Raw genomic sequence first — 17,383 nt, forward strand, 5'->3', positions numbered from 1 at the left:
GTCCACGCTGCTAAATACTTTGAAAACATGAAGGCATTCCGCCATGGCGGCGCCGGAGGACGTCATATCATCCGTGAATATGCGCGTTGACTCCAGCGATTCTGCGTCGCTCTCGTGACGAAACGAAGAGCGACCGCCAAACCAACCGCTTTAGCCTGCGGTTTCCACCAACAGTGCATCGACGCGCTGGAATCCACGCGGAAGTTTGTTGCCCCGTCGTCCGCGTTCGCCTTTGTAATGCTCCAGGTCGTCGGGTTTGAGCGACAGGTTGCGTTTGCCGGCCTGCAGCACCAGCGTGGCACCGTCAGGAACAACGGCCAGGTCGGTCACGTACTCTTCTCGACTGGCAACGCGCTCGCCCGGAATGCCAATGATCTTGTTGCCTTTGCCCTTGCCCAACTGCGGAAGATCGCTGATTTTGAACACCAGCAAACGGCCTTCGGTGGTCACGGCGGCGAGCCAGTTGTGTTCACGATCCGGCACCGGACGCGGCAGGATCACCTTGGCCCCGGCCGGCAGGCTCAACAACGCCTTGCCTGCTTTGTTCTTAGCCTGCAGGTCTTCACCCTTGACCACGAAACCGTAGCCGGCATCGGACGCAACCACGTACAGCGCGTCATCTTCGGGCAACAGCACGCATTCGAATGTCGCACCGGGCGGCGGCGTCAGACGACCGGTCAGTGGTTCGCCTTGGCCACGGGCCGATGGCAAGGTGTGCGACGGCACCGAATAACTGCGACCGGTGGAGTCGATAAACACCGCAAACTGGTTGGAACGACCCGGCGCCAGGGCCTTGAAGCCATCCCCGGCCTTATAAGAGAGCCCGGTGGCATCGATTTCATGACCTTTGGCGGAACGAACCCAGCCTTTTTCCGATAGCACGACCGTCACTTTCTCGTTCGGCAGCAGATCGTGTTCGGTCAGGGCTTTGGCTTCGGCGCGCTCGACGATAGGCGAACGGCGGTCGTCGCCATAGGTTTCGGCATCCTTGATCAGCTCGGTGCGTACCAGTTTCTTCAGCTTGGCCTCGCTGCCCAGCAGGGCTTGCAGCTTGGCTTGTTCCTTGAGCAATTCATCCTGCTCGGCACGCAGCTTCATTTCTTCCAGTCGCGCCAACTGACGCAAACGGGTGTCGAGAATGTAGTCAGCCTGGATTTCGCTCAGGGCGAAACGAGCGATCAGCGCGGCTTTCGGGTGCTCTTCGGTGCGGATGATGTGGATCACTTCATCCAGGTTGAGGTAAGCGATCAACAAACCGTCCAACAGGTGCAAGCGACGCTCAACCTTGTCGAGGCGGAATTGCAGGCGACGACGCACGGTCTGCACCCGGAACGCCAGCCACTCGACCAGCAATGCGCGCAGGTTTTTCAGCTGCGGCTTGCCGTCCAGGCCAATGATGTTGATGTTGACCCTGTAGCTCGACTCCAGCTCAGTGCTGGCGAACAGGTGCTGCATCAGCGCATCGTGGTCGAAATGCTTGCGGGCACCCGGGATGATCACGATCCGGCACGGGTTTTCGTGGTCGGATTCGTCACGCAGGTCAGCGATCTGCGGCGCTTTGGACGGCTTGGCCTGCATCATCGCCGCGATCTGCTCCAGCACCTTGGCACCGGACACCTGATGCGGCAGCGCGGTGACGATGATGTCGCCGTCTTCGATGTGGTACACGGCGCGCATACGCACCGAGCCCTTGCCGGTTTCGTACATTTTCAGCAGGTCGGCGCGGGGCGTGATGATTTCCGCTTCGGTCGGGTAGTCCGGGCCTTGAATGTGCTCACAGAGCTGTTCGACCGTTGCTTTGGGCTCATCGAGCAAACGCACGCAGGCTGTAGCGACCTCCCGCAGGTTGTGCGGCGGTACGTCGGTGGCCATGCCGACAGCGATGCCGGTAGTGCCGTTGAGCAGGATGTTCGGCAGGCGCGCCGGCAAAACAGCAGGCTCGTCCAGCGTGCCGTCGAAGTTCGGCACCCAGTCCGCGGTGCCCTGTCCCAGCTCGGAAAGCAGTACTTCGGAGTAACGTGACAGTCGCGCCTCGGTGTAGCGCATGGCCGCGAATGACTTGGGATCGTCCGGGGCACCCCAGTTGCCCTGGCCGTCGACCAGTGTGTAGCGATAGCTGAAGGGTTGCGCCATCAGCACCATCGCTTCGTAGCAGGCCGAGTCGCCGTGGGGGTGGAACTTGCCGAGCACGTCACCGACGGTACGCGCCGATTTCTTGTGCTTGGCATCGGCGTCCAGGCCCAGCTCGCTCATCGCGTAGACAATGCGTCGCTGCACGGGCTTCAGGCCATCACCGATATGCGGCAATGCCCGGTCCATGATCACGTACATGGAATAGTTGAGATAGGCCTGTTCGGTGAAGTCAGCCAGCGATCGGCGTTCTACGCCATCCAGGCTGAGGTCAAGGGAGTCGCTCATGCGGGCCTCATCATTTTGTCGTCTGGCGCAGCAGCAATGTGCCGCCGCGCTGTGTGAATTCGAGTTGTTTCACGGCGCTCATGCCCAGCAGCACCTGTTCACCGTCCAGACCGGGCACCACCAGGGCGCGCACGTTGTTCAGAACGATGTCGCCAATCTGCAACCGTTGCAGGGTGGTCCGGAATGCATCGGTGCGTCCGTTGGCCGTGCTCACCTGAACGCGCTCGCCCCGCTCAAGGCGCAGCGTCTGCGCGACGCTCTCCGGCACGGCGACATTGGTCGCACCGGTGTCGAGCATAAACTGCACAGGGCGGGTATTGATCTGCCCGGTCATGACGAAATGTCCGTCACGATTGCTCGCCAGTTTCACCTCGACGTAACCGTCTCCGTGTTCGGAGGCGACGATGGTATTCGGATTTTCCTGACGCTGCTCCCACTCGCCAAAAAACCGCGTCGCCAGAAACAGCGCCGCCGCCCAGGCGATGATCAGCATCAGCCGCCCGGCGCGTTTGCCGGGGGGGCCCTGGGTCAAGGCTTGCCGCTCCAGCCACCCTCGGGCGGGGCAAACCGCCAGACGACGGGACGTTTTTCGCCATCGGCGCGGACACCGAAGTTGTTGTCCGTGCCCACCCATGCGCCTTTTTCGTCGACGATCAGCGCTTCGGTCAGGCCGTATTTCTGGTCATACAGTCGGTTGGGCTGAAGTGCCTCTTTGGCGAACGACCAGCAGGCTTCCAGCTGACCGGTCGCCAGCGTGCGGCGGCAGATTCGGTAAGCCGCGCGCTCCAGGGTGTACAGCTTGCCCTTGTACAGCGAGATGTCGGCAAAGTCCTTGGAGACGGGTTTGCCACCCAACTCGGGCGGCAAAATATCATTGCCGGACTCGACCCGCAGAATGCAGCTGGCGTCACAGGCCCAGCCGTCCTTGCCGAGCCTGGCGGTCAACAGGCCACGCTTGTCACGCTCGGCGGCGAGCCATAGTTGATCGCCTCCCGGATTGACCGCGATGCCTTCGAAGATGGCGTTGAAATGCTGCAACATCCCGGCCGACTGCGCTTCCTCAATGACTTTTCTGGGCAGGTCCAGCCAGACCGGCGCGCCTTCAACCGGCACTTTCAGGACGGCGGCATAGGCTTCGCTGACGATGTAACGGTTGCCCGCCGCGTCGCAACTCACGCCTTCGAAATCCAGATCGCCGCCCCGGATCAGCGCCGAGGCCTTGGCCATGTTGCGCAGGGTCGCGGAAAGGCCGCTGTCCGGGATCGGCGGGATTTGCAGCGTCTGCGCCTTGGCTTTCCAGACCGTTGCCGAGGTGTCGAGGCTATAGAGCAGCGTGTCGTCGCGATCCGAAACGGTCCACAGCACGCCATTGCAGGACGCGAGCCCGGACAGGTTGCCGCCGATCATGTCGTCGACCGGGTGCTCCGACAGCAGCTTGAGCTCGGGCAACGGCGCAGCGAAAGCAGGCGTGGCGATCAACAACAGCGCTGCAAACCAACCCCGCATCAGACCAGCACCTCGGCCAGATTGCCCTTGGATTCGAGCCAGCTCTTGCGGTCGCCTGCGCGTTTCTTGGCCAGCAGCATGTCCATCATTTCCGATGTGGCTGCGAAGTCATCCAGGGTCAACTGCACCAGGCGACGGGTGTTCGGGTCCATGGTGGTTTCGCGCAACTGCGGCGGGTTCATCTCACCCAGACCTTTGAATCGGGTGACTTGGGGCTTGCCGCGTTTCTTCTCGGCCACGAGCCGGTCGAGGATGCCGTCGCGCTCGGCTTCGTCCAGGGCGTAATAAATGTCCTTGCCCAGGTCGATGCGGTACAGCGGCGGCATGGCGACATAGACGTGACCCGCATCCACCAGCGGGCGGAAATGCTGGACGAACAAGGCGCACAGCAGCGTCGCGATGTGCAGGCCGTCGGAGTCGGCGTCGGCGAGGATGCAGATTTTGCCGTAGCGCAGCTGGCTCATGTCCGCGGCGCCCGGATCAACCCCGATCGCCACGGCGATGTTGTGCACTTCCTGGCTGGCGAGCACTTCGCCGCCGTCGACTTCCCAAGTGTTCAGGATCTTCCCGCGCAACGGGAGGATCGCTTGAAATTCCTTGTCCCGAGCCTGCTTGGCGGAGCCGCCTGCAGAGTCACCCTCGACCAGAAACAGTTCGGAGCGCATCGGGTCCTGACCCGCGCAATCCGCCAGTTTGCCCGGCAGTGCCGGACCTGACGTGATGCGTTTGCGCTCAACCTTCTTGCTGGCCTTGAGACGACGGCCGGCGTTGCTGATCGCCAGTTCGGCCAGTTGCATGCCCATTTCCGGGTGCGCGTTGAGCCACAGGCTGAAGGCATCCTTGACCACACCGGAGACGAACGCTGCCGCCTCACGGGACGACAGCCGCTCTTTGGTCTGGCCGGAGAACTGTGGCTCTTGCATCTTCATCGACAGCACGAAAGCGATGCGCTCCCAGACGTCTTCGGGCGCCAGCTTCACGCCGCGCGGCAGCAAGTTACGGAACTCGCAGAAGTCACGCATCGCGTCCAGCAGGCCCTGACGCAGCCCATTGACGTGGGTGCCGCCCTGGGCGGTCGGGATCAGGTTGACGTAGCTTTCCTGAACGCTGTCGCCGCCCTCAGGCAACCACAGCAGCGCCCAGTCGACGGCCTCTTTGTTGCCTGCGAATACGCCACAGAACGGCTCATCGGGCAGGCGCAGAAAGTCAGACACCGAATCCTGCAGGTACGAGCGCAGGCCGTCTTCGTAATGCCACTCGACTTTTTCGCCGGTGCCTTTGTCCTCGAAACTGACCAGCAAACCCGGGCACAGCACGGCCTTGGCCTTGAGCACGTGCTTGAGGCGGCTGACCGAGAATTTCGGGGTGTCGAAGTATTTGGGGTCCGGCGCGAAGTACACGCTGGTGCCGGTATTGCGCTTGCCGACGGTGCCAATCACCGCCAGTTCGCTGGCCTTGTAGCCGTCGGCAAAAGTCATCTCATATTCATTGCCATCGCGTTTGACCCGTACCCGTACCTGGGTCGAGAGCGCGTTGACCACGGAAATCCCGACGCCGTGAAGGCCGCCGGAGAACTGGTAGTTCTTGTTGGAGAACTTGCCGCCGGCGTGGAGCTTGGTGAGGATCAGCTCGACGCCCGATACGCCCTCTTCCGGGTGGATGTCCACGGGCATGCCGCGGCCGTCGTCGGAGACTTCCAGCGAATTGTCGGCATGCAGAATGACCTGCACGGAGCGAGCGTGGCCTGCCAGCGCTTCGTCGACGCTGTTGTCGATGACTTCCTGCGCCAAGTGGTTGGGCCGTGAGGTGTCGGTGTACATGCCCGGCCGTTTGCGGACCGGGTCGAGGCCCGAGAGGACTTCGATGGCGTCTGCGTTATAAGAGCTAGCGCTGGGATTGGCCATGGGGTCTCGTCATCAAGTCGTTCATGAAATTTCGGAGTGTCAATGTTCTAAAAGGGTGTTCTACAAGAATGTTCTACAGATCTATTGCAGCAATGGCCCGGGTCAGAGCCTGGTCAGGTCGACGCCCTGGAGCAATGCGGGCGCGAACCCGGCGAAGCTCAACAGCGCTGGCATCTTTGCAGCGAAACCCTGAAACCCGTGATCGCCACCCGCTTCGATGCGCAATGCACAGGCCCGATAGAAGCTCTGGGCACGGCGGTAATCCAGCGTCTCGTCGCCCGTTTGCAGCCACACCTGAATCCGCTGCGGATCCTGTGGAGCAGGCACTTCCAGCTCGGCCAGAGCCGTCACGTGGTCGTGCGTGAGCTCCCAGCTCTCGCCGGTATAAAGGTTTTGTTGGGTGCCGAGAAAACCATCGAAGAGCTGATGCGGATTGACCGCCGGGTTGATCAGCACAGCCTTGAGGCCGTGGCGCTCAGCCAGGTGAGTCGCATAGTAGCCGCCGAGCGAGCTGCCTACCAGCAGCGGCCGACCGAGCTCCTCGATCGCGGCCTCCAGTTGAACCAGCGCCTGACGCGGATGGTGATGAAGCTCGGGCACGCGCAAGTATTCGCTCAGACCCAGACGCGCCATCAGCGTCGTCAGCTGCGTGGCTTTCTGCGACTGGGCCGAGCTGTTCAGGCCGTGAATATAAAGAAGCGTCGATTGATCCTGGTTCACGCAGTTGCCTCCCAAACGGCAATCGATACATCCCGGACGGGCTGGCCTGTCGGCGCTCATCAGGGCAAAGCCACGCAGTTTACAGGGTCAACTGCGCGAAGACTCGCCTGTTGATGAATCGCTGCGCATTAAGGAAATGTCTTTCAATAGCCCGCGCCATTGATGTCGACGTCAAATAGGTCAGGGGCGATGCGCGAAACACCGGTGTCGATCCGGCCGTCGTCGTGAAGACGCAACCAGCGGTAGCCCGGCGCGAGGTCATCCAGGCCGAAATCCACGCTGTTCGGCGCGAACTGAATGCAGGTTGAAGGCGACGCCATTAGCCGCACGCCGTTGCGAAGCTGATCGAATTCCTGATGCACGTGCCCCCACAGCACCGCACGCACCTGGGGAAACCGCTCCAGCACAGCAAACAGCGCCTCGGGATTGCGCAAACCGATGGGCTCCATCCACGCCGCCCCGATAGGCACCGGGTGATGATGCAGACACACCAGATGATGCCGCTCCGGCGCTTCGCTCAAGGCCTGGGCGAGCAGCTGAAGCTGGCCGTCTTGCAGATAACCGGGAACAGACCCGGAAACAGCGGAATCCAGCATCGTGATCCGCCAGTGCCCGATGTCAACGACGGGCTCCAGAAAGTCGCTGTTCTGCGCGGCAATCGCCATCTCCCTCAACTCGTCGTGATTCCCCGGAATCCAACGCGTGGGGGCACTCAGCCGATTACTCGCGTCGCGGAACGCCTGATACGACTCAACCGTGCCGTCCTGAGACAAATCGCCGGTCGCCAGCACCAGATCGATCGCCGGCTGCTCGCCGAGCACACGTTCAACAACCGCATCGAGACTGGCGCGCGTGGGCATGCCCAGCAGCGCGCCGTCCGCTTCGGCGAACAGATGGCTGTCGGTCAATTGGACGACCAGCACGGATGAGGAATGAGAGGATGGGCTCGACAATGGCCATCTCCTTGAGCGGATGTGGCCGGATTATGGTGTGAGATCGGTGCGGCGGCAAACCTGGAAATGAGTGGTGTATACCATTTGGAACATTCGGCTGGCATGCGTCAGCGCTTGCGATGCACTCTGAGCAGTTTGCCCACAGCAAAGCCTCCTGCAAACAGACCACCTACCGCGCTCAGTAGTAACCATGGGAGCGCTTGTTCGTAGCCGATTTCAAGGAATGCGACCATGAGCGACATAGGAAGGTAGAAGCCAAGAATTGCACCGGCACAACTACCTGTCAGCCGAACGCTCCAAAAAATCAGCTGCCGCAGTTTCATCGCCACCGGACCGGACAATTGCTCAGAATTGACTCATCGGCTCCGCCTGCGGAAAAGAGTTCTTCGACAAAGCTGACGCAGTTGTTTGGGATACCAAACCAGTACCACGGATCCACACTCAGCTCATTCAACTTGCGCTCTGCTCCCTCTGGGTCGGGTAGGTAAACAGGGCGGCTGAATAATTCGGTTTTCCCTGATTCATCCAGGTAGCGCCTATAACCCTGCTCCGGCATGAAGTACGGTCTGGACGCTAGCCCTGCAATATGGAAATAGTAAAAGCCGACCTTGATCAAAGCGTGGCCGCAGACATTTGGGCCATCGCCGCTTACCACAACCAAGGACGTATGATCCCAATTGAAGGGGATCACCCCACAGACCTCGAGATGGACGCCTATATAGCTCATGTTTTCTTCCTGAAAGTTAAGTCGGCAGAACCTAACCTCAGGAAAACATTATGAAAAGGGCAAAGCCGTGAAGAAGCGAATTTTCAGAAATGCCCTTCGGACGTTGCCTACAGCAACATAAGCGGTGAAGGGATTAGATCAGCGTACCGCTTCAAACTCATGCCCGCAGGCCAGGCAATGGCTCAGCCATTCACCCAGAAACACATTGAGCTGGGCCTTTTCATCGGGCTGGTGCATGTCGGCATTGGGATAGGGATAGATACCCTGAAAGCGGCGTGCATGTTCGGCGCCGATGACTTCGGCCATGCGCGCGTCGTGGTAGACCTGCACTTCGAGCACGGGCACTGGCAGCCAGGGCAGGCTGTGTTCCTGACGGACTTGCAGCGTGGTGGTGTAGGGGCAATCGAGGATGACCTCGACCGCCAGCACGCCCAGCATCTGGTCGCCTTGGGTGACGGCGACACGTCGTGAGCGTTGTTGATTGCGCATATCGGGCAGCAAACGCATCAAGCGCGCGTAGTTCGCCTCGCAGGCGGCTTGCAGCCCGGCGAGGTCGACACGATAGCGCTCGCGCAGAAGATTCACGACCATAGCCCCCTTACTTCGGCGCGATTGAGCGCCAGCCACTGCATTGCAATGATAGTTGCGGCGTTGACGATGCGCCCGTCCTTGACGGCTTGCATCGCATCGTCGAATGACCAGACCGAGACCCGGATGTCCTCGGCCTCTTCTACCAGACCGTGCAACCCACCTGCCCCCTCGCTGTCGCATTTTCCCAGGTACAGATGCACGAACTCGTTGCTGCCGCCCGGCGATGGAAAGTATTTGGTGATCGGCCAAAGGGCGTTGAACGTTAGCCCAGCTTCCTCTTGTGCCTCGCGGTGAGCAACCTCTTCGGGCTCCTCTTTTTTATCGATCAGGCCGGCGACCATTTCAATCAGCCATGGGTTGTCGTGCTTGCCGATAACGCCGACGCGGAACTGCTCGATGAGCACCACTTCATCGCGTTTGGCGTCGTAGGGCAGCACGCACACCGCATCATGGCGAACGAACAGCTCGCGCTTGATTTCCGGGCCCATGCCGCCCGCGAACAACTCATGGCGCAACTGAAGACGGTCGAGCTGGTAAAACCCCTTGAAGCAGGTCTCACGGTGTGTAATTTCGTGCTTCGTCGGTGTTGATCTGCTGCTATCCGTCATAGATTTCTCACTGCTTGAGCACTGTGTCCGGGCCCATCCTAACGCGCTGTGGTGCGGGATGCAGCCCTTTGAATTCGCAAAACCGGTCATCGGGGTAGACGACTGCCGGGGAAAGCACTCTAATCCGCCCGATGGCGAACTGATTGCGCCACCCACAGTCGAAGGACGTTGCCGTTACCTCCCACGTGACGCCCCCTTATGCCGATGCCAAGGATCAACATGTCTTTTCTGAAGATCATTTCACTGGCCTGCGTGGCCCTGATTTTGGGCGCCTGCCAAAGCCTGTTCCAACCCAATCTGCGCAGTCCGCTGACCGTTCAGCGTGACGCCTCCGAGCTGATCAAGCCCGGCTGCACCACCGATGATTGCCCGCTGGTGAACATCGACACCGTGCATTTCCCCGACGAGCCGAAGCTTGACGAGATCGTCCAGCGCACGCTGCTGCAACTGACCCGCAGCGACAGCGATGGTCCGGTGCCGCCGACACTGAAGGCGTATCAGGAGCAATACCTGAGCCGAGCGCCAGCGCGCAACAGCAGCTACCTTCAGGCCAAGGTACGTGAGCAGCATGACGGAATCGTGGTCGTCGAACTGTCCAGCTACGTTGATTCCGGCAGCGGCCAGGGTAATCCGGGTCGCGCGTTCATCAACTACTCCCGCCAGCAGCAGCGCGTACTGACACTGGCCGACATGCTGGTCCCGGGTCAGGAAGCTGCCTTCTGGGACAAGGCCCGTCTGGCGCATCAGGCCTGGCTGATCAGCAGCAAGCTGGACAAGGACACCGAGTTCCAGAACATGTGGGCATTCAAGCAAACTTCAAACATCGCCCTGACGTACGGTGCGGTGATTCTCAAGTACCCGGTGACAACCATCGCCCCTTACGCCATGGGCCACATCGAGCTGAAGATCCCGTATCCGCAGCTGAACGGCATCATCAAGCCTGAGCTGTTTCCTGGCCGGAGCTGATTGCCTTATTGAATGTCAGCTGTAACACGCCAGCGACAACCAGCGCTGGCAGCGTTGCACCGATGTCCGGATACAGGTTCGCCAGCAGATGGTAGGTAAAAATCCCGCCGATCCAGGCCAGTAGCGTCATCCAGCGCAAGCCCGCAGTCGCAATGCCGTGACGGCGGCGGCGGCGGCGCAGGATGAAGTGATCCACCAGCACCACGCCGAACAGCGGCGCGAACACCGAAGCGATCATCAGCAGGAAGTTCTGGTACTGCGCCAGCGGCGCAAAGCAGGCGATCAGCGTGCAGATGATGCCGATGGCCAGCGCCAGGTGCTCGACTCTGGCCTTCAGCAGAAGGCCGCTCGACACGGCAGCGGAGTGAATGTCGGCGAACGCATTTTCCGACTCATCCAGCAGGATCAGCAGCAACGGAATGCCCATTCCCGCACTCGCGAGCGCCAGCAACAGCGCATTGGCTTCACCGCTCGGCGCGAAGGCCAGGGTGTACGCCACGCCAAGGGCCATCAGCCAGACATTTCCGATCAAGAAGCCCAGCGCGGTGCCGCCGAACACGCCGGCGGCGCGCTTGCCAAAGCGGGAATAGTCAGCAATCAGCGGCAGCCACGACAGCGGCATGGCGATGGCAATGTCGAAGCCCACGGCAAATGGCATCGAACCGTCGCCCGCGCGTGACCACAGCGCCGTCAAATCAGCCTTGCTGAACAAGTTGAACGTTAGCCAGGCGCACGCGGCCAAGAGCAGCCAGATGCCCCATTTGCGCAGGATTTGCCGGACGAAGGCCAACGGACCACTCACGGCCAGCAAGGTCGCAAGGGCGCCGAACACGATTGTCCAGAGCATCGGGCTGGCCCAGAGGCTGCCTTCGGAGAAAGCGCCCGCGCCTAACAGGCTGGCGGCGTCGCGCATGACGATGATTTCGAACGAGCCCCAGCCCACCAGTTGCAGCAGATTGAGGATCGCCGGAACGCCTGCGCCCTTGCTGCCGAGGCTAAGCTTGAGCGCCGCCATCGACGACAGACCCGTGTCGCTGCCAATGACGCCAACAGCAGCGAGCAGCAAGACGCCGACCAGCGTGCCAAGAAGAATCGCCAGCATGGAGCCGGACATGCCCAGCCCCGGCGCCAGTAACGCGCCGGTCTGCAGGACCATGAGGCCGATGCCGAGGGAAAACCACAGAGAGAAAAGATCGCGCCCGCCAAAAACCCGCTTGGCAGCGGGCACGGGGGCGTCGGGTGAATAGGTGCCGGGTGTGTTCACGTTTGTGTCTCGCTGAAACTTATGGTTGATCGTACCCACGCTCTGCGTGAGCACGCATGCCTGGACGCTCTGCGTCCTAAGTGACGCAGAGCGTCAGGGGCGGCATTACCCCGCAGAGCGTGGGAACGATCGCCGCCTGCTTTTCCTTGCAGCTTGTGACTTGCCGCTTATCGCTCAGACCTTTTTATAAAGCTGACTGCCTTCCTGCCTGAACCGCTCGGCCTGCTCGCGCATGCCTTGGTCCACCGACACGTCTACCGCGCTGATCTTCTGGTTGGCGGCGTATTCGCGCACTTCCTGGGTGATTTTCATCGAGCAGAATTTCGGCCCGCACATGGAGCAGAAATGCGCGACCTTGGCCGAGTCTTTCGGCAGCGTCTCGTCGTGGTAGGCGCGCGCGGTGTCCGGGTCCAGCCCGAGGTTGAACTGGTCTTCCCAGCGGAATTCAAACCGTGCCTTGCTCAGGGCGTTGTCGCGAATCTGGGCACCGGGATGACCTTTCGCGAGGTCCGCTGCGTGGGCGGCGATCTTGTAGGTAATGATCCCGGTCTTGACGTCGTCCTTGTTCGGCAATCCCAAGTGTTCCTTGGGCGTGACGTAGCAGAGCATCGCGCAGCCAAACCAACCGATCATGGCCGCGCCAATGCCCGACGTGATGTGGTCGTAACCCGGCGCGATGTCGGTGGTCAGTGGGCCGAGGGTGTAGAACGGCGCCTCGTCGCAGCACTCCAGCTGCTTGTCCATGTTCTCTTTGATCAACTGCATCGGCACGTGGCCCGGGCCTTCGATCATGCATTGCACGTCGTGTTTCCAGGCGATCTTGGTCAGCTCGCCGAGGGTTTCCAGCTCACCGAACTGCGCTTCGTCGTTGGCGTCGGCAATCGAGCCCGGGCGCAGCCCGTCGCCGAGGGAGAAGCTGACGTCATAGGCCTTCATGATTTCGCAAATATCGTCGAAGTGGGTGTAGAGGAAGTTTTCCTGGTGATGGGCCAGGCACCACTTGGCCATTATCGAACCGCCGCGGCTGACGATCCCGGTCACGCGCTTGGCGGTCAGCGGCACGTAACGCAACAGCACGCCGGCGTGGATGGTGAAATAGTCGACCCCCTGCTCCGCCTGTTCGATCAGCGTGTCGCGGAACAGCTCCCAGGTCAGGTCTTCGGCGGCGCCACCGACCTTTTCCAGCGCCTGATAGATCGGCACGGTGCCGATGGGCACCGGCGAATTGCGAATGATCCACTCGCGGGTTTCATGAATATGCTTGCCGGTGGACAGGTCCATGACCGTGTCCGAACCCCAGCGAATGCCCCAGGTCAGTTTCGCCACTTCTTCTTCGATGGACGAGCCCAGCGCGCTGTTGCCGATGTTGCCGTTGATCTTCACCAGAAAGTTGCGCCCGATGATCATCGGTTCAAGCTCAACGTGGTTGATGTTGGCGGGGATGATTGCGCGGCCACGGGCGATTTCTTCGCGCACGAACTCGGGGGTGATCTCTTTCGGAATGCTCGCACCGAAGCTCTGGCCGGGATGCTGCTGGGTGAGCAGACCGGCGGCGCGGGCTTCCTGCAGCTTCATGTTTTCGCGGATGGCGACGTATTCCATCTCGGCCGTGATGATGCCCTGACGCGCGTAGTGCATCTGGCTGACGTTGGAGCCCGCCTTTGCCCGACGCGGATTGCGCACGTGGGCAAAACGCAGCTTGGTCAACTCGGCATCGGCCAAGCGCTGCTGGCCGAAGTTCGAGGTCAGTCCCGGCAGGCGTTCGGTGTCGGCGCGGGACTCGATCCATGCCGAACGCACGTCGGCCAGGCCTTTGCGCACGTCGATGATGACGTTCGGGTCGGTGTACGGGCCGGAGGTGTCGTACACGCAGACCGGTGCGTTGAACTCGCCGCCGCTGTTTGTTCCAGAGAACCCTGTAGGCGTGACGTCCAGGCTGATCTCACGCATGGGCACACGGATGTCAGGACGCGAGCCCTGAACATAGATTTTCTGCGAGCGGGTAAACGGTTGAACCGACCCCGAATCGACTTGGGCGGATTCACTCAGATTGGCGTTTTTTAGTGTTGTACTCATCACGGGCTCTCCAGACATCATCCAGCAGCGGAATGAATTGTCGGAGCTTGAGCCTGATGAATACGGACGGATGCACCCTGAGACGGCATGGATGCTGAGAATCGAAGAGGCACGGACTGTTCAGATTTTGAACAAAGACGACCCCGGACGACACTCAAGAGGACTCGCCGGGAGACGAGAAATCTTGTTCCCTACGCAGGCGTTAACCTGATCAGGTTCAACGGGATCCGGATTATCCGATCTCAGCCTCATATCAAGGCACCCCGACAAGAACGGCGTCAGTCTAGTCGCGGCGCAGGCCCAACGCCAAGCGTCAAATTCAAACGCGCGTTAAATGGCTGATTTGCCCGATTGTTGTCCCTACCCGCTGGAACTACACTCGCTACGCGTCGCCAAAGCCATCTGGATCGGACGCAACGTCACCGTCTTCATACCGTTTGAATTACTAGGGAATGTCTATGCTGCGCAAACTTTCACTGGCCATTGCCGTGTCGTGTGCTTCGAGTGCGATGGCCGGGGCAGCAGACATGCCGCTGCCCACCAGGACCGGTTTGGTCAGTGTGTATCAGGAAGCGGTCAACAATAACGCCGACCTGGCGGCAGCCCGCGCCAGCTACGACGCGCAGAAGGAAATCGTGCCTCAGGCACGCGCCGGCCTGCTGCCGAACATCTCCGGTGGCGCCGACATCAATGACACCCGCACATCGATCGACCAGCCCTCGGCCGTTATCAGCCGCAGCGGCACGGTCTATCGCGCGACGTTGAGTCAGCCGATCTTCCGCGCTGACCGCTGGTTCCAGCTCAAAGCCGCGAAGGACGTCAACGAGCAGGCCATTCTGCAGCTCTCGGCCACCGAGCAGAACCTGATTCTGCAAAGTGCCGAAGACTACTTCGCCGTGCTCCGCGCACAGGACAATCTGGCCTCGACCAAGGCAGAGGAAGCGGCCTTCAAGCGCCAGCTTGATCAAGCCAATGAACGCTTCGATGTCGGCCTGTCGGACAAGACCGATGTGCTTCAGGCGCAAGCCAGCTACGACACCGCCCGCGCTGCGCGGATCGTCGCCAAGCGCCAGGTCGATGACGCCTTTCAGGCGCTGATCACCCTGACCAACCGCGATTACAACTCCATCGAAGGCATCGTGCACACCTTGCCGGTGCTCGCGCCCACACCCAACGACGCGAAAGCCTGGGTCGACACGGCAACGCAGCAGAACCTGAATTTGCTGGCCAGCAACTACGCCGTCAGCGCCGCGGAAGAAACCCTGCGTCAGCGCAAGGCAGGCCACGCGCCTACCGTCGATGCGGTGGCGCAGTACGAGAAAGGCGACAACGATCCGCTGGGTTTCACCAACCCCAACTACACCGGCCAGAGTTTCCACGGCAGCGTCGAGCAACGCACCATCGGCCTGCAGGTGAACATCCCGATTTACAGCGGCGGGCTGACCAGTTCCCAGGTCCGCGAAGCTTATGCCCGTCTTGGTCAAAGCGAGCAGCAACGTGAAGGCCTGCGCCGTCAGGTGGTGGAAAACACCCGCAACCTGCACCGCGCGGTGAACACTGATGTCGAGCAGGTGCAGGCGCGCAAACAGTCGATCATCTCCAACCAGAGCGCGTTGGAAGCGACGGAGATCGGTTATCAGGTGGGGACGCGCAACATCGTCGACGTGCTCGATGCACAGCGCCAGCTGTACGCGTCGGTGCGCGACTACAACAACACCCGTTACGACTACATCCTCGACAACCTGCGCCTGAAACAAGCCGCCGGCACGCTGAGCCCTGGGGATTTGCAGGATCTGTCGCGCTTCCTGAAAGCCGATTACAACCCGGACAAAGACTTCCTGCCGCCGGATCTGGCGAAAGAAGCGGCGAAGAATTTTGAGCGGCCGACGGAGCGGTGAGCGGATTCACTGAAAGGATGTAATGCATTGAAAGGGGAATTACTGCGCTTGATTCGTAGTCAGTGAGCTGTGCCCTGAAACCGCGCAGTAGCGTGGTGAATGACGTACTTGTGGGAGTGAGCTTGCTCACGAAGACGATATTCCAGCCGCTGAAGATTTGGCGGATGTACCTGCCTCTTCCCGAGCAAGGTGGAGCGCCACCCCGGTCGGTCCCACAGTTGGTCTGTCGGCAGACACCACGGAGGTGTCGGCACAGTTGATGAAAGCCGGATTGCCGGTTTTTATAAATGTCGTGCCTATCCATTGAACGCGGACGGCGGTGCATCAATCAGCCCAACAACCGCCCGATCCCATCCAGCAACCTCTGCAACGCCCCCTGATTGGCCTTTATCACGGCCAATCCGGCATCGGCCATCGCCTTTGCTTTCGCGGGATGGTCGATCAAGTCACGCACCGTCGCGGCCAGTGCGGTCGCATCACTGACTTCCTTCAGCGCGCCGGCATGACGCAGCATTGCGGCGATTTCGAGGAAGTTGAACAGGTGCGGACCGCTGAGAACGGGCTTATCCAGCGCCGCTGGCTCCAGCAGGTTATGGCCACCATTAGGCACCAGGCTGCCGCCGACAAAGGCGATGTCGGCCAGCGCATACAGAAATAGCAACTCGCCCATGGTGTCGCCCACCAGAACCGAGGCTTGCGGCGTCACCGGCTCGGCCGTCGAACGACGAACGCTGGCGAATCCTTGCTGCTGGCTCAGCTCAAACACGCTATTGAACCGCTCGGGGTGGCGGGGCACGAGGATCAACAGCGCATCGGGATGGGTCTCCATCACAGTGCGATGGGCCGCCAATACCACCTCGTCTTCGCCCGCATGGGTACTGGCGGCAATCCAGACCGGACGCTGCAAGGTCTGCCATTGCTCACGCTGCTGAGCGGCACGCTCCAGCAATTGCGGATCAATGGTCAGGTCAAACTTGATCGAGCCCGTCACAGTGACGCACTCGGGCCGAGCGCCCAGATCACGGAAGCGCTGGGCCTCGGTTTCGGTCTGCACGGCAATCAGGCTCATCTCGGCGAGCATTGGCCGAGTCAACCCGGCGAAGCGTCCGTAGCCACGAGCGGAACGCTCCGACAGTCGTGCGTTCGCCAGCACCGTTGGAATGCCGCGTTTCGCACACTGGTGAATGTGATTGGGCCACAGCTCGGTTTCCATGATCACGCCGATCTTCGGCTGGATGTGATCGAGAAACCGCCCGGCTGCCCACGGAAAGTCGTAGGGCAAATAGCAATGCTGGACGCGCGGCTCGTTGGCGAACAGCGACTGAATGCGCTCCGAGCCGGTCGGCGTCATGCAGGTGATGATGATCGGCAGTTGCGGATAGCGGGCCAGCAAGGCACGAATCATCGGCGCTGCGGCGATGCTCTCGCCCACCGACACCGCATGTACCCAGATCCCGCCGCGATGCATGGCAGGCAAGCCCATGGCGAAGCGCTCACCGACCCGTTGCGCGTAGGCCGGGGCCTTGCGCGAACGCAGCCGCAGGCGCAGGGCGATCAAAGGGAGGCCGAGATGAAACAGGATGCTATAGAGGGTTCTATTCATGGGCGCGGAGTTTATCAGCCAATTGCTGTCAGATTTCCATCGAGCTTCGCACATATCTTGGCCGGCGCATTCCGCCAGCCACCACCACTCCCCACATGGGGGTTCGGTTGTTACACGCCGGGTAAGCCGCTTTAATGACGGCCATTGAA

The 17,383-nt window shown here is 60.8% G+C and carries 14 protein-coding genes and 1 riboswitch; of the genes, 2 read left to right on the forward strand and 12 right to left on the reverse strand.

The features are described from left to right. Positions 1–150 precede the first annotated feature (150 nt). The 9 genes from parC to AC3ISG_RS22275 all read right to left on the reverse strand — a co-directional run bounded on the left by parC (position 151) and on the right by AC3ISG_RS22275 (position 9,427). Positions 151–2,418 carry a DNA topoisomerase IV subunit A gene (parC, locus tag AC3ISG_RS22235; RefSeq protein WP_122625618.1) on the reverse strand — a complete coding sequence of 756 codons (2,268 nt, stop codon included), beginning with the start codon at positions 2,416–2,418 and terminating at the stop codon, positions 151–153. A 10-nt stretch (positions 2,419–2,428) separates the two neighbouring features. After that, complete coding sequence (locus AC3ISG_RS22240; RefSeq protein ID WP_237251992.1) at positions 2,429–2,911, reverse strand: retropepsin-like aspartic protease family protein; 483 nt, start codon at positions 2,909–2,911, stop codon at positions 2,429–2,431. Between the two features lie 35 nt (positions 2,912–2,946). Further along, entirely contained in the window at positions 2,947–3,924 is a 978-nt protein-coding gene (locus tag AC3ISG_RS22245) for an esterase-like activity of phytase family protein (protein ID WP_489297979.1), read from the reverse strand. Then, the gene (gene parE, locus AC3ISG_RS22250; RefSeq protein ID WP_122533837.1) at positions 3,924–5,828 is read right to left on the reverse strand and encodes a DNA topoisomerase IV subunit B; all 1,905 of its coding nucleotides are present in this window, start codon (positions 5,826–5,828) and stop codon (positions 3,924–3,926) included. The genes AC3ISG_RS22245 and parE overlap by 1 nt, the downstream gene beginning before the upstream one ends. A gap of 102 nt (positions 5,829–5,930) precedes the next feature. Continuing rightward, entirely contained in the window at positions 5,931–6,548 is a 618-nt protein-coding gene (locus tag AC3ISG_RS22255) for a YqiA/YcfP family alpha/beta fold hydrolase (RefSeq protein WP_272633101.1), read from the reverse strand. Positions 6,549–6,691: 143 nt separating this feature from the next. Further along, positions 6,692–7,501: a 3',5'-cyclic-AMP phosphodiesterase gene (gene cpdA, locus AC3ISG_RS22260; RefSeq protein WP_489297980.1), complete on the reverse strand. Its 810-nt coding sequence runs from the start codon at positions 7,499–7,501 to the stop codon at positions 6,692–6,694. Between the two features lie 319 nt (positions 7,502–7,820). Further along, a complete protein-coding gene (locus AC3ISG_RS22265; RefSeq protein ID WP_489297981.1) occupies positions 7,821–8,228 on the reverse strand; it encodes a hypothetical protein in 408 nt (135 codons plus the stop codon). A 138-nt stretch (positions 8,229–8,366) separates the two neighbouring features. Beyond that, positions 8,367–8,819, reverse strand: a complete 453-nt coding sequence (locus AC3ISG_RS22270; RefSeq protein ID WP_065987826.1) for a DUF1249 domain-containing protein — start codon at positions 8,817–8,819, stop codon at positions 8,367–8,369. Beyond that, positions 8,810–9,427 carry an NUDIX domain-containing protein gene (locus AC3ISG_RS22275; protein ID WP_074891462.1) on the reverse strand — a complete coding sequence of 206 codons (618 nt, stop codon included), beginning with the start codon at positions 9,425–9,427 and terminating at the stop codon, positions 8,810–8,812. The genes AC3ISG_RS22270 and AC3ISG_RS22275 overlap by 10 nt, the downstream gene beginning before the upstream one ends. 219 nt (positions 9,428–9,646) lie before the next feature. Here AC3ISG_RS22275 and AC3ISG_RS22280 point away from each other — a divergent pair, with 219 nt between their 5' ends. Next, positions 9,647–10,393 carry an RsiV family protein gene (locus tag AC3ISG_RS22280; RefSeq protein ID WP_074891465.1) on the forward strand — a complete coding sequence of 249 codons (747 nt, stop codon included), beginning with the start codon at positions 9,647–9,649 and terminating at the stop codon, positions 10,391–10,393. On the opposite strand, the gene cytX is transcribed toward AC3ISG_RS22280, so the two are convergent. Together cytX and thiC are read right to left on the reverse strand one after the other, a co-directional pair. Continuing rightward, complete coding sequence (gene cytX / locus AC3ISG_RS22285) at positions 10,362–11,657, reverse strand: putative hydroxymethylpyrimidine transporter CytX (RefSeq protein ID WP_489297982.1); 1,296 nt, start codon at positions 11,655–11,657, stop codon at positions 10,362–10,364. The two genes, AC3ISG_RS22280 and cytX, sit on opposite strands and share 32 nt — an antisense overlap. 174 nt (positions 11,658–11,831) lie before the next feature. Continuing rightward, positions 11,832–13,733 carry a phosphomethylpyrimidine synthase ThiC gene (gene thiC, locus AC3ISG_RS22290; protein ID WP_205484926.1) on the reverse strand — a complete coding sequence of 634 codons (1,902 nt, stop codon included), beginning with the start codon at positions 13,731–13,733 and terminating at the stop codon, positions 11,832–11,834. Between the two features lie 171 nt (positions 13,734–13,904). Beyond that, positions 13,905–14,009: riboswitch (TPP riboswitch) on the reverse strand. 182 nt (positions 14,010–14,191) lie between these two features. On the opposite strand from thiC, the gene AC3ISG_RS22295 reads away from it, so the two are divergent. Next, complete coding sequence (locus tag AC3ISG_RS22295; RefSeq protein ID WP_122625610.1) at positions 14,192–15,631, forward strand: TolC family outer membrane protein; 1,440 nt, start codon at positions 14,192–14,194, stop codon at positions 15,629–15,631. A gap of 328 nt (positions 15,632–15,959) precedes the next feature. On the opposite strand, the gene waaA is transcribed toward AC3ISG_RS22295, so the two are convergent. Beyond that, entirely contained in the window at positions 15,960–17,234 is a 1,275-nt protein-coding gene (gene waaA / locus AC3ISG_RS22300; protein WP_489297983.1) for a lipid IV(A) 3-deoxy-D-manno-octulosonic acid transferase, read from the reverse strand. Positions 17,235–17,383 lie beyond the last annotated feature (149 nt).

It is taken from the genome of Pseudomonas sp. GL_135 (assembly GCF_057834665.1).

Bases quoted from the DNA above. Each gene is read 5' to 3' on its own strand.
- parC (WP_122625618.1), bottom strand. From the start codon at position 2,418: ATGAGCGACTCCCTTGACCTCAGCCTGGATGGCGTAGAACGCCGATCG.
- AC3ISG_RS22240 (WP_237251992.1), bottom strand. From the start codon at position 2,911: ATGCTGATCATCGCCTGGGCGGCGGCGCTGTTTCTGGCGACGCGGTTT.
- AC3ISG_RS22245 (WP_489297979.1), bottom strand. From the start codon at position 3,924: ATGCGGGGTTGGTTTGCAGCGCTGTTGTTGATCGCCACGCCTGCTTTC.
- parE (WP_122533837.1), bottom strand. From the start codon at position 5,828: ATGGCCAATCCCAGCGCTAGCTCTTATAACGCAGACGCCATCGAAGTC.
- AC3ISG_RS22265 (WP_489297981.1), bottom strand. From the start codon at position 8,228: ATGAGCTATATAGGCGTCCATCTCGAGGTCTGTGGGGTGATCCCCTTC.
- AC3ISG_RS22270 (WP_065987826.1), bottom strand. From the start codon at position 8,819: ATGGTCGTGAATCTTCTGCGCGAGCGCTATCGTGTCGACCTCGCCGGG.
- AC3ISG_RS22275 (WP_074891462.1), bottom strand. From the start codon at position 9,427: ATGACGGATAGCAGCAGATCAACACCGACGAAGCACGAAATTACACAC.
- AC3ISG_RS22280 (WP_074891465.1), top strand. From the start codon at position 9,647: ATGTCTTTTCTGAAGATCATTTCACTGGCCTGCGTGGCCCTGATTTTG.
- thiC (WP_205484926.1), bottom strand. From the start codon at position 13,733: ATGAGTACAACACTAAAAAACGCCAATCTGAGTGAATCCGCCCAAGTC.
- AC3ISG_RS22295 (WP_122625610.1), top strand. From the start codon at position 14,192: ATGCTGCGCAAACTTTCACTGGCCATTGCCGTGTCGTGTGCTTCGAGT.
- waaA (WP_489297983.1), bottom strand. From the start codon at position 17,234: ATGAATAGAACCCTCTATAGCATCCTGTTTCATCTCGGCCTCCCTTTG.